Source organism: Rhodococcus sp. BS-15 (genome assembly GCF_000813105.1).
GTDB lineage: Bacteria > Actinomycetota > Actinomycetes > Mycobacteriales > Mycobacteriaceae > Rhodococcoides.
Genome location: NZ_BAOX01000129.1, coordinates 1 through 12,743 on the forward strand (window position 1 = coordinate 1; position 12,743 = coordinate 12,743).

The following is a 12,743-nucleotide window of genomic DNA, read 5'->3' on the forward strand; positions in this document are numbered from 1 at the left end:
TCCCGAGCGTCCCCGCTTGGTCGTCAACCGGTCCTCGCGTCACATCCACGTGCAGTTGATCGACGATCTCGCCGGCCACACGCTGGCCAGCGCGTCGAGCATCGAAGCCGATGTGCGCGCCCTCGAGGGCGACAAGAAGGCCGTCAGCGCGAAGGTCGGCGAGCTCATCGCCAGCCGCGCGAAGGCAGCCGGCGTCGAGGCAGTCGTGTTCGACCGCGGCGGCAACAACTACAGCGGCCGCATCGCGGCACTCGCAGACGCAGCCCGTGAAGGCGGGTTGACGTTCTGATGATGACAATGACTGACAACGGAAGGACAGCCTGATGCCGGGACGTCAACGGCGTGACGGCGGAAGCGGCCCCGCCGGACAGAACAGTGGCCCCAACGCAGGTGGCGACAACAACCAGCGCGGCGACAACCGCGGTGGCGGTCGTGACCGTCGTGACAACGGCCGTGGCGGCAACGCTGCGGACAAGTCGAACTTCATCGAGAAGGTCGTCACGATCAACCGCGTCTCCAAGGTGGTCAAGGGTGGTCGACGCTTCAGCTTCACCGCCCTCGTCATCGTCGGTGACGGCAACGGACTGGTCGGCGTCGGTTACGGCAAGGCCAAGGAAGTTCCCGCGGCCATCCAGAAGGGTGTCGAGGAGGCTCGCAAGAGCTTCTTCCGCGTCCCGATGATCGCCGGCACCATCACGCACCCCATCCAGGGCGAGGCCGCAGCAGGCGTCGTCATGTTGCGTCCGGCCAGCGCCGGTACCGGCGTCATCGCCGGTGGCGCTGTGCGTGCCGTGCTGGAGTGCGCCGGTGTCCACGACGTGCTGTCGAAGTCGCTCGGTAGCGACAACGCCATCAACGTCGTGCACGCGACCGTCGCAGCCCTCAAGGGTCTGCAGCGTCCCGAGGAAGTTGCGGCTCGCCGCGGCCTGACCCTCGAAGAGGTTGCACCCGCCGGAATGCTGCGCGCACGCGCACAGGCAGGAGCGGTGAAGTAATGGCTCAGCTGAAGGTCACCCAGATCAAGAGCACCATCGGCCAGAAGGCGAACCAGCGTGACAGCCTGCGTACTCTCGGGCTCAAGGGCATCCGCCAGACGGTCGTCCGCGAGGACAACCCGCAGAACCGCGGACTGGTCAACACGGTGCGCCACCTCGTAACTGTTGAGGAGGTCTAACCATGACCATCAAACTGCACCACCTGCGCCCCGCAGCCGGATCCAAGTCGACGAAGATTCGCGTCGGCCGTGGTGAAGGTGGCAAGCGTGGCAAGACCGCAGGTCGCGGTACCAAGGGAACCGGCGCACGCAAGAACGTGCCGGCACGCTTCGAGGGTGGCCAGATGCCCCTCCACATGCGGCTCCCGAAGCTCAAGGGCTTCACCAACCGCAACCGTGTCGTGTTCCAGGTCGTGAACCTGCGCGACATCGAGCGTTTGTTCCCCGAGGGCGGTCAGATCGGTATCCCCGAGCTCATCGCCAAGGGCGCCGTTCGCAAGAACGAGCCCGTCAAGGTTCTCGGCGACGGAAACCTGACCGTGAAGGTCGAGATCTCGGCCAACAAGTTCACGGGCTCCGCCAAGGAAAAGATCGCCGCTGCCGGCGGTTCTGCAACCGAGGTATGAGCATCGGTTCGATGTGCTGAGTAGCAGCGCATCGACCAGCAGTTCGTGACGATGGCCGCAGCCACAGCTCTCGCAGCTGAGCTGCGGCCATCGTTGCCTCGGCACCACGTGCCGTGGTCGACCGAACGGACAGGGTCCAACACTGACCGTCGGGCGGTTCGATACGCACTGTTAGAGTTCTAGAGTTCACAGAAGTTCGTTTCGATGCGGGCGATGCATGTCGCCTGCAGTCCATGCTCGTGAGGCTCACGGGAGCGCCGGTTGCGCTCCCGACGAAGCACTCGCAGCGTCAACGCAGTCGTGCCAGGAGGATCTTTGCTTTCCGCCTTCGTGTCGGCCCTCAGGACTCCTGACCTGAGACGGAAGATCCTCTTCACGCTCGGTCTGGTGGCCCTGTATCGCTTCGGTGCCACGCTGCCGTCGCCGGGTGTCGACTACGCCAATGTCCGAGCATGCATCGACCAGGTCTCCGGTGGAGACTCGGCCGGCATCTACTCGTTGATCAACCTGTTCTCCGGTGGAGCGCTCCTTCAGCTCTCGGTGTTCGCGATCGGCATCATGCCGTACATCACCGCCAGCATCATCGTGCAGCTGCTCACCGTCGTCATCCCGAAGTTCGAGGAACTCCGTAAGGAGGGACAGTCGGGACAGGCCAAGATGACGCAGTACACGCGTTATCTGTCGATCGCCTTGGCCATCCTGCAGGCGACCGGCCTGGTGGCCCTCGCCTCGCGCGGCCAACTGCTTCAGGGCTGCCAGCAGGACATCATCGCCGACCAGAGCATCTTCGGTCTCGTCATCATCGTGCTCGTCATGACCGCAGGTGCAGCCGTCGTCATGTGGTTCGGTGAGGTCATCACCGAACGCGGCGTCGGCAACGGCATGTCGCTGCTCATCTTCGCGGGAATCGCCTCGCGCATCCCGTCCGAGGGCAACTCGATCCTCGAGAGCCGCGGTGGGTTGGTGTTCGGATTCGTCTGCTTCGCAGCGTTCCTGATCATCACCGGCGTGGTCTTCGTCGAGCAGGGTCAGCGCCGAATTCCCGTCCAGTACGCCAAGCGCATGGTCGGTCGAAAGATGTACGGCGGCTCGTCCACGTACCTTCCGCTCAAGGTCAACCAGGCCGGCGTCATCCCGGTGATCTTCGCGTCCTCGCTGCTGTACCTGCCCAACCTCATCGCCCAGCTCACCTCGGCGAGCACCGCGGTCGATCCGAGTTGGTGGCAGCGCATCATCAACGAGTACCTGGTGAACCCCGCGAACCCGGTGTACATCGCGATCTTCTTCGGTCTGATCGTCTTCTTCACGTATTTCTACGTGGCGATCACGTTCAACCCCGAAGAGCGCGCCGACGAAATGAAGAAGTTCGGCGGGTTCATCCCTGGCATCCGGCCGGGCAAGCCGACCGCCGACTATCTGAACTACGTCCTCAGTCGCATCACATTGCCGGGCGCGGTCTACCTGGGCACCATTGCCGTGCTCCCGAACCTGTTCCTCGACATCGGAAGTTCGGGTGGAGGACAGAACCTCCCCTTCGGTGGCACCGCCGTGCTGATCATGGTCAGCGTGGGCCTGGATACCGTGAAGCAAATCGAAAGCCAGCTGATGCAGCGTAACTACGAAGGGTTCCTCAAGTGAGACTTGTTCTGCTCGGTCCCCCCGGTGCCGGCAAAGGCACCCAGGCCGTCCTCCTGTCCGAGAAGCTGGGCGTTCCGCACATCTCGACCGGCGACCTGTTTCGCGCGAACATCGGCGAGAAGACGGCGCTCGGACTCGAAGCGAAGAAGTACCTCGATGCAGGCGACCTGGTTCCCAGTGAGCTGACGATCGACATGGTCCGCAGTCGCCTCTCCGAGCCCGATGCCGTCAACGGCTTCCTGCTCGACGGCTTCCCACGTTCGGTGGGTCAGGCCGAGGCACTGGTCGGCATCCTGGCGGATCTGAACGCGAAGCTCGACGCCGTCCTCTCCTTCGTCGTCGACGAGGATGTCGTCGTCGAACGGATGCTCTCGCGTGGACGCGAGGACGACAAGGAAGACGTCATCCGGAACCGACTCAAGGTGTACCGGGACGAGACCGCGCCGCTGCTCGACTACTACGAGGGTCAACTCGTCACGGTCGACGCGATCGGTGAGGTGGACGAGGTCAACGCTCGCGCGCTGAAGTCCATCGAGGACCACGGCAAGTAATGGCGTTCGGCCGTAAACGCAAGGTCGTGCCGTTCCGCAGTGCCGGCGAACTCGACGCCATGGCTGCGGCCGGCGCGGTCGTCGGCGCTGCTCTGGTGGCCGTCCGCAACGCGGCGGTGCCCGGTGTCTCGACTCTCGAGCTCGACCGAGTGGCCGAGGCGGTCATTCGTGATGCCGGTGCGGTGCCGTCGTTCCTCGGATACCACGGCTTCACCGGCAGTATCTGTTCGTCGGTGAACGACCGTGTGGTGCACGGCATTCCGTCGGCAGACGAACTCCTTGTCGCAGGCGATCTGGTGTCCATCGACTGTGGGGCAGTTCTCGACGGTTGGCACGGAGACTCTGCTTGGACATTCGGCGTCGGCGACATCATCGAGGCCGATGCGATGCTGAGCGAGGCGACGAGGCTGTCGATGGAAGCCGGCATCGCCGCGATGCTTCCCGGCAACCGGCTCACCGACGTCTCGCACGCCATCGAATCCGGAACTCACGCGGCCGAGCAGGCTCACGGCCGCAAGTACGGAATCGTCGACGGGTACGGCGGTCATGGCATCGGCCGTGAGATGCACATGGACCCGTTCCTCGCGAACGAGGGCGCGCCGGGTAAGGGACCGGAACTGGTCGTCGGGTCCACTCTCGCGATCGAGCCCATGCTGACCCTCGGTACGTACGACACCGACATCCTCGACGACGGGTGGACGGTCGTGACCACCGACGGATCCCGGTCGGCGCATTGGGAACACACCGTTGCCGTCACCGAGGACGGGCCGCGGATCCTGACGCTACGACCCAGTTAGGGTCACCAGGCCAACGATCCGTAGCGCCGACCCCCGCGGACCAGTCCGAGGTGCGCAGCCACCAGACGTAGCCAGAGCCGAGTGGGCATCTTGGTCACCGCCGTGGGAAGTAGCGGGTTTCGTATGCCGAGCATCAGCAGAGCGATGGAGATCGAGCGTGCCCGGAAGGGTGGGCAGCCGTGTACTCGGTAGAGGCCGCGCACGTGAGCCGATCCGTACCCCAGAGCGCCTGCCTGCTTCCAGTTCTCTCGATGGCCGGTGCGCAGTCGGTACGAGACCAGCGGTTCGGCGATGAAGTGCAATCGATATCCCGCGTGCTGTGCGCGCCACGAGAACTCCATGTCCTCGCTGGCGTGTACGTACTCGAGCATGCCGCCGAGTTGACGGTAGGTCGATCTGCGGCACGCCATGCTGGCACCGATGGCGAACGGTAGGTATGTCGACTTGCCCTGATCCGACGGCGGCGCGAACGGTGTCGATGCTCGCGTGGCAGCGGAGTTCAGGGTCTCGGTCTCCAGGCCGGTGCCTACCAGGTCGTACTCGTCGAGGCCGGCAACGATGCGCCGGAGCCAGCTCGGGTGCACCGCGTCGTCCGCGTCGCAGAAGGCGAGCAGTTCGCTGCGGGCGGCGTCTGCACCCCTGTTACGTGCGAACGATGCGCCCGGTTGTCCCGCAGCATCGACGTACTTCAGATCCAGGGCTCCACGGAGGCAATGGTTGTCGATGTGTTCGCGAAGGCCGTCGGTCGAGCCGTTGTCGCTGACGATCACCGTGAAGGGATGCTCGTAGTCCTGTCGAGCGAGAGCTCGTAGTTGGTCGTCGAGAACATCCTTGGAGTTGTGAACCGGAATGATGACGGATACGACCGGGTTGCCGGTGCGCGTGTCTGAGCTCAAGAGGGATGCCTTGTGGTCGTCGTCGCGGACATGGCCGCCGCTGCGAGCGCAGGCGGGACGGCCTGAAGTGCGGCTGTGATGCAGCCCAGCAGAACGTTAGCTCAGGAAATCGAACTGGGGCAACCGTTGACCTGGAGCATGGACGCGGGACGCATTTGGCCAGACGTGCATTACCCGGTAACATGGATCGACGGTGCGCCCTGCGTACCGGATGTTCGCGTGCCCTGGTGGCCTGCGAACCGTTCCGGCGACACATCGGCCCGTTGACTCGGGTCGGTCAGTGGGCATCACGGTAACGGAAACAGATGCAATCAACCAGGTGTGAGAGCCAGGATCGCGGAGGATATGGCCAAGAAAGACGGTGCTATCGAGGTAGAGGGCCGAGTTGTCGAACCGCTGCCCAATGCGATGTTTCGCATTGAGCTCGAAAACGGCCACAAGGTACTCGCTCACATCAGCGGAAAGATGCGTCAGCACTACATCCGCATCCTTCCCGAGGATCGCGTCGTGGTAGAGCTTTCGCCCTACGACCTCACGCGTGGACGCATCGTTTACCGCTACAAGTAAGAGCTTCCCCGGCCACGTCCGGTCGGGGAGAACCATGCTCGGATCCACTGCATGCAGCGGGGCCGAGCTACACACAGGAGATCAACGACGTGAAGGTTCAGCCGAGCGTCAAGAAGATCTGCGAAAAGTGCAAGGTGATTCGTCGTAACGGACGCGTCATGGTGATCTGCGACAACCTGCGGCACAAGCAGCGTCAGGGATAACCACCGAGCTTTTCGCACGTCGGCTTGGCAACAGCTAGAAGATGACCTCCCAGCACCAACCGTGACACACGCGTCACGGCATACCCCCGGCACGGAGGCCGGGGCCCCACTGAGTTTGTTGAAAGACGCTTCACACCCCAGCGGTGAGAAGGACACAGGGGACGGACTGGGAGCAGACCTCCGGACAAGAAAAGGAAATGCCACATGGCACGTCTCGCAGGTGTGGATCTGCCGCGCGAAAAGCGCATGGAGATCGCACTGACTTACATCTACGGCGTCGGCCGTACCCGCTCCAAGGAGATCCTCACAGCGACGGGCGTCAGCCCCGACCTGCGAAGCAAGGATCTCGGCGACGACGATCTGCGCAAGCTCAGCGATTACATCAACGAGTCCCTCAAGGTCGAGGGCGACCTGCGCCGCGAGGTTCAGGCCGACATCCGTCGCAAGATCGAAATCGGCTGCTACCAGGGTCTTCGCCACCGTCGTGGTCTGCCCGTCCGTGGACAGCGCACCAAGACCAATGCGCGTACCCGTAAGGGACCCAAGCGCACCATTGCCGGCAAGAAGAAGGCGAAGTAATGCCCCCCAAAGCACGCGGTACCGGTCCGAAGAAGGCGCAGAAGACGCGTCGCAGGGACAAGAAGAACGTCCCGCACGGATCTGCGCACATCAAGAGCACGTTCAACAACACGATCGTGTCGATCACCGACCCCGCCGGAAACGTCATCTCGTGGGCGTCCTCGGGACACGTGGGCTTCAAGGGCTCGCGCAAGTCGACTCCGTTCGCCGCACAGCTCGCAGCCGAGAACGCTGCGCGCAAGGCACAGGAGCACGGCGTCAAGAAGGTCGACGTCTTCGTCAAGGGTCCCGGCTCCGGCCGTGAGACCGCGATCCGCTCGCTTCAGGCCGCTGGCCTCGAGGTCGGCACCATCTCCGATGTCACCCCTCAGCCGCACAACGGCTGCCGTCCGCCCAAGCGGCGTCGGGTCTAGCGGGAAGGAAAGGTTTAGAAAATGGCACGTTATACCGGTCCTATCACCCGCAAGTCGCGTCGTCTGCGCGTCGACCTCGTCGGAGGCGACCAGGCGTTCGAGCGTCGTCCCTACCCGCCCGGCCAGCACGGCCGCGCGCGGATCAAGGAGAGCGAGTACCTGCTTCAGCTGCAGGAGAAGCAGAAGGCTCGCTTCACCTACGGCGTCATGGAGAAGCAGTTCCGTCTGTACTACAAGGAAGCCAACAGGACGGTCGGCAAGACCGGCGAGAACCTGCTGACCATCCTCGAGAGTCGTCTCGACAACGTCGTCTACCGCGCCGGATTGGCACGTACGCGTCGTCAGGCCCGTCAGCTGGTCACGCACGGTCACTTCCTGGTGAACAACAAGCGCGTCGACATCCCCAGCTACCGCGTCTCGCAGTACGACATCATCGACGTCCGTGAGAAGTCGGCACAGACGCTGCCGATCCAGATCGCCCGCGAAAGCTACGGCGACCGTCCCGTCGCCCCGTGGCTGCAGGTCGTTCCCAACCGTCTTCGCATCCTGGTTCACAGGTTGCCGGAGCGCGCACAGATCGATGTGCCGCTCCAGGAGCAGCTCATCGTCGAGTACTACTCGAAGTAAGGCGCGGCACGCATGTGAGTCTCCTCGCGAGGCTCACATGCGTCTTCGCCTCCACACGTGGGCGTCAAATAGCGGACGCCCGTACAGGAGGAACACACAATGCTCATTTCACAGCGCCCGACGCTGACCGAAGAGGTCATCGCCGACAACCGCTCGAAATTCGTCATCGAGCCGCTCGAGCCCGGCTTCGGCTACACACTCGGCAACTCGCTCCGCCGCACCCTGCTGTCGTCGATCCCCGGCGCTGCTGTCACCAGCATCCGTATCGACGGCGTCCTCCACGAATTCACCACCGTCCCCGGAGTCAAGGAAGATGTCACCGACATCATCCTGAACCTCAAGGGCCTCGTGGTGAGCTCCGAAGAAGACGAACCGGTCACCATGTACGTCCGCAAGCAGGGCCCCGGCGCTGTGACCGCAGGCGACATCGTGCCTCCGGCCGGCGTCACGGTGAACAACCCGGATCTGCACATCGCGACCCTGAACGACAAGGGCAAGTTGGAGATCGAGCTCGTCGTCGAGCGCGGTCGCGGCTACGTCCCCGCCGTTCAGAACAAGGCATCGGGTGCCGAGATCGGCCGTATTCCGGTCGACTCGATCTACTCACCCGTGCTCAAGGTCACCTACAAGGTGGAGGCCACCCGCGTCGAACAGCGCACCGACTTCGATCGGCTCGTTCTCGACGTGGAGACCAAGAATTCCATCACCGCGCGGGACGCGCTCGCTTCGGCGGGCAAGACCCTGGTTGAGCTCTTCGGCCTCGCCCGTGAGCTGAACGTCGAAGCAGAAGGCATCGAGATCGGACCCTCGCCCGCCGAGGCCGATCACATTGCTTCCTTCGGACTCCCCATCGAGGATCTGGACCTCACCGTCCGGTCCTACAACTGCCTCAAGCGCGAGGGTGTTCACACCGTCGGCGAGTTGGTTGGTCGTACCGAGTCCGATCTGCTCGACATCCGTAACTTCGGGCAGAAGTCCATCGACGAGGTGAAGGTCAAGCTGCATTCGCTCGGCCTCTCCCTCAAGGACAGCCCCGCGTCGTTCGATCCGAGCACCGTGCCTGGCTACGACGCCACCACGGGCACGTGGAGTGACACCGACGCCGGCTCCTTCAGCGACACCGAAGGTGCCGAGCAGGACTACGCCGAGACAGAACAGCTGTAATCAGCTCGCTGGAGCTCTTACTAGGAGATTCATCATGCCCAAGCCCACCAAGGGCCGCCGTCTCGGCGGGTCGGCGTCGCACCAGAAGGCCATCCTGGCCAACCTGGCGACGTCACTCTTCGAGCACGGCCGCATCACCACCACCGAGTCGAAGGCCAAGCGCCTTCGTCCCCACGCCGAGAAGCTCGTCACCCATGCCAAAAAGGGTGATCTGGCGCATCGTCGTGAGGTTCTCAAGACGATCAACAACAAAGATGTCGTGCACAAGCTGTTCGCCGAGATCGGGCCTTTCTTCGCCGATCGCGACGGTGGCTACACGCGCATCATCAAGACCGTCCCCCGCAAGGGTGACAACTCGCCGATGGCCATCATCGAGCTCGTCAACGAGCAGACGGTGTCCAACGAAGCCGATCGCGCACGCCGCGTGAAGCTTCGCAGGCTGCTCCCGCCGCAACCGAGGCTCCGGCCGAGGACGCGACCGACGAGAACGTCGTCGAGGCTGTCGAAGCCGACGCGACCGACGCCGAGGTGGCCAACGCCGACGCAGTCATCGACGGCATCGAGGACAACGACGCACACGCGTCGGACGCCCCCGAGGCCGAGGAAGCAAAGAAGGACTAGTCCTTTTGAGCTCCGAGCACGATCGAAGCGGGCCCGCCATTCCCTCAGGGGAAGGCGGGCCCGCTTTTTCGGTACCCACCAGATATCGGCTCGACATCTCCTACGACGGCACGAACTTCTCCGGATGGGCGCGCCAACCGGGTATCCGCACCGTCTGCGGAGTGCTCGAAGAAGCTTTCTCCACGGTGCTGCGGCAACCGATAGAGCTGACCGTGGCGGGGCGAACCGACGCGGGAGTCCACGCAACGGGACAGGTGGCGCACTTCGATGCCGTCGACGTTCCGGACGATCACGACAGACTGGTCCGGCGAATGGCCCGGTTTCTGCCAACCGATGTTCGAGTGCGGGCCATCAGCACCGTTTCCCGCGATTTCGACGCCAGGTTCTCGGCGTACCGCAGGCACTACGAGTACCGATTCGGCACGGCGCTCTACGGCGTCGACCCCCTCGACGTCGCCGGTGTCGTGTCCTGGCCGAGGCCGATCGATCTTGGCGCGGTGCGCGAGGCATCCGCGGGATTGATCGGTCTGCACGATTTCGCCGCGTTCTGCAAGCGACGTGACGGTGCCACCACCGTTCGGGAACTGCAGCGGTTCGACTGGGAGCGCGACGGCGATCGCCTCACCGCGTACGTCAGCGCCGACGCATTCTGCTGGTCGATGGTGCGTAGTCTCGTCGGTGCCATGCAGGCCGTGGGGGAAGGCCGCCGAACTCCCGACTGGGCGCGGTCGCTGTTGACTCGCCGCGAGAGGGCGAGCGAGGTGGCGGTGGCTCCGGCGCACGGCTTGTCCTTGGTTCGAGTCGACTATCCACCGGCCGACGAGCTGGCCGCCCGGAACGCGGCCACCCGAGAAGTGCGGTCGGCGATCACCGACGGTTGCTGTGGGGGAGAGGGCTGACCGAGCGCCACCGGGTCTACTGTCGGAGCGATGCAGCCGATACAGCTCGCGATCGTCGTCGGTAGTGTGCGCGCCGGTCGAGTGGGTCCGACCGTCGCCGCCTGGGTTCGAGGTGTCGCCGCCGAACGCACCGCCGTCGAGGTGGTCGACGTCGATTTGGCCGACTTCGAGTTACCGAATTCCCTCGTTCCGTGTGAGGCCTCCGAACGCTTCACCCGGACCGTCGGACGCGCCGACGCCTTCGTGTTCGTCACCCCCGAGTACAACCACGGCGTGCCCGGTGCGTTGAAGACTGCCCTCGACACGGTGAAATACGAATGGCGTGGCAAGCCAGTGGGATTCGTCTCGTACGGCGGGCTCGGCGGGGGAATTCGAGCCACCGAACAGTTACGGGAGATCACCGCCGAACTGCACATGGTCTCCGTCCGAGACGCCGTGTCGCTGCATCGGTCCGTAAGCGGTTCGACGAGTCGGGACGCATCGACGACGCAGCCGCCGTCGACGCTCTCGGGCGTCTTCTCGATCAGCTGGAGTGGTGGGCCGACGCAGTGGCCGGCGCACGTGGGCGGGCCGACTACCCCGGCTGAGAATCGGTCATGCACGTACTGCGGGGCGCAGACTCCGTGGCCGGCCGATGAATTCTGTTTCCTGCGGAATCGTGACCAGCGTCAACTCGACGTCGAGCGGACCGGACCGGACTCGAATTCGATCACCCGACGCATGGGGCTGCACGATCGTCAGATCCGGCTCCGATCGCGGCATGCTCAGCTCCTGATCGGTGCGGCCGGTCCGCGGCACATGCTCGGACAACGAGATCACCGTGACGCCCGAAAGTCCCTGTTGTGCAGGCGGTTCCGAACCGTCGGCGAAGTCGATGAGGATCACGTCGTACGACGGGCGGGATCGGGACGTAGTGCCGTCGACCAGGAGTCGATCGGGAGCGCCGATGGCGTCGAGAAGCGCGCGCCAGGCGTGGGGGCGGTCGGTGCGGACGAGGACTCTGGCACCGGTGGCAATGGCTCGGAAGAGCAGTTGCTGAGCGAGGTAGAGCTCTCCCACGACTCGAACTCGTGTCAGTCCCGGTCCGAACAACCGCACCGCGACGCCGTGTCCGTGGGCGTCGGATCCCAGCAGCTGGCCGCAGCCGCTCACCGGGAGCATCAACTCGTTCACCGTCGAGACATCGAGAATTCGGCTGGGAGACAACGACTTCGGTACGGGTACGGCGAGTGGAAGCTGTGCGAGGATGCCGTCGTGTTGACTTCCACTCATCGAGGTCAACGCGCGTACCCGAGGCTTCGTGATCGGTGTCCGGGCGGCGAATCTGCACGACCCACCGACGCGCACCGTGCCGGTGTCGCGGGTCGGCTGCAGGTGGAACGACATCGTCGTTCCGAGGGACGGTGTTGCCCACAGGGTTGCGATGTCCTCGGCAGTGATTGCGCTGCAATCGATTCCGAACACGGTGCTCGACGCACCAGGCATGGGCGCTGTCGACCATGTCTGGGTCAGATCGTCGGTACCGACCCCCCGGCAGAGGTGCAACACGGCCGACCGAAGTTCGGAACCCGTCAACAGTCGCGAGGACAGACCGTGGGCGTGCAGAGCGCGAAGGACCCTCGTGGTCGCGACAACAGCGGTGCGGGCGCCTCCGGCCCTGCCTCCGCCTCTGACCTCGATCGCCCGAGCATTCGCGCGCAGGTCGAGAGTGACTGCCACCCAGACGGTTCGCACCGCTACGGCCGGTAGCGGACCGATGAGTCCCTCGTACACCTCGGTAGCGACCGACCCTGCCGAGGTTCGGAAACCGAGTGCGACTACGTCGATCGAGCAGACCTCGATGTCGTGTTGTCGAAGACACGACGCCAACGCGTCGACAGGAAGTGCGTGCTGCGTCTCGGCGCTCGCCCTGCCGAGGACCGTGGTGGCGTGCTCGGGCGCGGCGATTTCGATGGTGCAGGTGACGGTGTTGCGCTGCCAGTGGACCCCGACCGGGCCGTCCGAGGTGTCGGTGTGTTCGGTGGTCACGCCGACATCGGGGGCACGATCGGCGAGAAACCGCCAGATGGCCCGGACCCAGTCGACGACCGGTCTGCGCCGAACGGCCACGAACGGAACGAGCGCTACTGCCGCAGCGGCGAGCAGCACCCACCCGGGCCGCACCTGCG

At 64.3% G+C, this 12,743-nt stretch carries 16 protein-coding genes and 2 pseudogenes; 16 read left to right on the top strand and 2 right to left on the bottom strand.

Annotated elements, in window-relative coordinates; translation table 11 throughout:
- The 7 genes from rplR to map form a co-directional block, all read left to right on the top strand.
- Positions 1-289 (top strand): 50S ribosomal protein L18 (gene rplR / locus RHBS_RS15420; RefSeq protein ID WP_128645970.1); only part of this gene is annotated, 289 nt, incomplete at its 5' end.
- A 34-nt stretch (positions 290-323) separates the two neighbouring features.
- On the top strand, positions 324-995 hold the full coding sequence (rpsE, locus tag RHBS_RS15425; protein WP_032397534.1) for a 30S ribosomal protein S5: 672 nt from the start codon (positions 324-326) through the stop codon (positions 993-995).
- Positions 995-1,174 carry a 50S ribosomal protein L30 gene (rpmD, locus tag RHBS_RS15430; protein ID WP_008718256.1) on the top strand — a complete coding sequence of 60 codons (180 nt, stop codon included), beginning with the start codon at positions 995-997 and terminating at the stop codon, positions 1,172-1,174. The genes rpsE and rpmD overlap by 1 nt, the downstream gene beginning before the upstream one ends.
- A 2-nt stretch (positions 1,175-1,176) precedes the next feature.
- A complete protein-coding gene (gene rplO, locus RHBS_RS15435; RefSeq protein WP_032397532.1) occupies positions 1,177-1,620 on the top strand; it encodes a 50S ribosomal protein L15 in 444 nt (147 codons plus the stop codon).
- 315 nt (positions 1,621-1,935) lie between these two features.
- Positions 1,936-3,258: a preprotein translocase subunit SecY gene (gene secY / locus RHBS_RS15440; RefSeq protein ID WP_032397531.1), complete on the top strand. Its 1,323-nt coding sequence runs from the start codon at positions 1,936-1,938 to the stop codon at positions 3,256-3,258.
- A complete protein-coding gene (locus tag RHBS_RS15445) occupies positions 3,255-3,809 on the top strand; it encodes an adenylate kinase (RefSeq protein ID WP_094739494.1) in 555 nt (184 codons plus the stop codon). Before secY ends, RHBS_RS15445 begins: the two co-directional genes overlap by 4 nt.
- A complete protein-coding gene (gene map / locus RHBS_RS15450; RefSeq protein ID WP_121870433.1) occupies positions 3,809-4,606 on the top strand; it encodes a type I methionyl aminopeptidase in 798 nt (265 codons plus the stop codon). Before RHBS_RS15445 ends, map begins: the two co-directional genes overlap by 1 nt.
- Positions 4,607-4,608: 2 nt before the next feature.
- Here the strand turns inward: map and RHBS_RS15455 are convergent, their stop codons facing one another.
- The gene (locus RHBS_RS15455) at positions 4,609-5,502 is read right to left on the bottom strand and encodes a glycosyltransferase family 2 protein (protein ID WP_183130209.1); all 894 of its coding nucleotides are present in this window, start codon (positions 5,500-5,502) and stop codon (positions 4,609-4,611) included.
- A 345-nt stretch (positions 5,503-5,847) separates the two neighbouring features.
- Between RHBS_RS15455 and infA the strand changes: the two genes are divergently transcribed.
- From infA to RHBS_RS15500, 9 genes and pseudogenes are all read left to right on the top strand, one after another.
- On the top strand, positions 5,848-6,069 hold the full coding sequence (gene infA / locus RHBS_RS15460) for a translation initiation factor IF-1 (RefSeq protein ID WP_005140011.1): 222 nt from the start codon (positions 5,848-5,850) through the stop codon (positions 6,067-6,069).
- Positions 6,070-6,158: 89 nt separating this feature from the next.
- Positions 6,159-6,272: a 50S ribosomal protein L36 gene (rpmJ, locus tag RHBS_RS15465; RefSeq protein ID WP_025347279.1), complete on the top strand. Its 114-nt coding sequence runs from the start codon at positions 6,159-6,161 to the stop codon at positions 6,270-6,272.
- Between the two features lie 204 nt (positions 6,273-6,476).
- Positions 6,477-6,851 carry a 30S ribosomal protein S13 gene (rpsM, locus tag RHBS_RS15470; RefSeq protein WP_008718227.1) on the top strand — a complete coding sequence of 125 codons (375 nt, stop codon included), beginning with the start codon at positions 6,477-6,479 and terminating at the stop codon, positions 6,849-6,851.
- Complete coding sequence (gene rpsK / locus RHBS_RS15475; protein WP_027496331.1) at positions 6,851-7,264, top strand: 30S ribosomal protein S11; 414 nt, start codon at positions 6,851-6,853, stop codon at positions 7,262-7,264. Before rpsM ends, rpsK begins: the two co-directional genes overlap by 1 nt.
- A 21-nt stretch (positions 7,265-7,285) precedes the next feature.
- Positions 7,286-7,891, top strand: coding sequence for a 30S ribosomal protein S4 (gene rpsD / locus RHBS_RS15480; protein ID WP_032397528.1), 606 nt, complete (start codon positions 7,286-7,288; stop codon positions 7,889-7,891).
- Between the two features lie 99 nt (positions 7,892-7,990).
- Positions 7,991-9,055, top strand: coding sequence for a DNA-directed RNA polymerase subunit alpha (locus RHBS_RS15485; RefSeq protein ID WP_008718222.1), 1,065 nt, complete (start codon positions 7,991-7,993; stop codon positions 9,053-9,055).
- Between the two features lie 34 nt (positions 9,056-9,089).
- Positions 9,090-9,676 (top strand): annotated as a pseudogene (rplQ, locus tag RHBS_RS15490) (50S ribosomal protein L17).
- Between the two features lie 5 nt (positions 9,677-9,681).
- Positions 9,682-10,575, top strand: a complete 894-nt coding sequence (truA, locus tag RHBS_RS15495; RefSeq protein WP_121870431.1) for a tRNA pseudouridine(38-40) synthase TruA — start codon at positions 9,682-9,684, stop codon at positions 10,573-10,575.
- Between the two features lie 30 nt (positions 10,576-10,605).
- Positions 10,606-11,162 (top strand): annotated as a pseudogene (locus RHBS_RS15500) (NADPH-dependent FMN reductase).
- Between the two features lie 7 nt (positions 11,163-11,169).
- Here RHBS_RS15500 and eccE read toward each other — a convergent pair.
- The coding region (gene eccE / locus RHBS_RS15505; protein ID WP_128645972.1) for a type VII secretion protein EccE at positions 11,170-12,743 on the bottom strand (1,574 nt) is incomplete at its 5' end.

Coding starts and splice junctions, on each gene's coding strand:
- rpsD (WP_032397528.1), top strand. CDS start 7,286: ATGGCACGTTATACCGGTCCTATCACCCGCAAGTCGCGTCGTCTGCGC.
- RHBS_RS15485 (WP_008718222.1), top strand. CDS start 7,991: ATGCTCATTTCACAGCGCCCGACGCTGACCGAAGAGGTCATCGCCGAC.
- rpsK (WP_027496331.1), top strand. CDS start 6,851: ATGCCCCCCAAAGCACGCGGTACCGGTCCGAAGAAGGCGCAGAAGACG.
- rplO (WP_032397532.1), top strand. CDS start 1,177: ATGACCATCAAACTGCACCACCTGCGCCCCGCAGCCGGATCCAAGTCG.
- map (WP_121870433.1), top strand. CDS start 3,809: ATGGCGTTCGGCCGTAAACGCAAGGTCGTGCCGTTCCGCAGTGCCGGC.
- rpmD (WP_008718256.1), top strand. CDS start 995: ATGGCTCAGCTGAAGGTCACCCAGATCAAGAGCACCATCGGCCAGAAG.
- infA (WP_005140011.1), top strand. CDS start 5,848: ATGGCCAAGAAAGACGGTGCTATCGAGGTAGAGGGCCGAGTTGTCGAA.
- rpsE (WP_032397534.1), top strand. CDS start 324: ATGCCGGGACGTCAACGGCGTGACGGCGGAAGCGGCCCCGCCGGACAG.
- rpsM (WP_008718227.1), top strand. CDS start 6,477: ATGGCACGTCTCGCAGGTGTGGATCTGCCGCGCGAAAAGCGCATGGAG.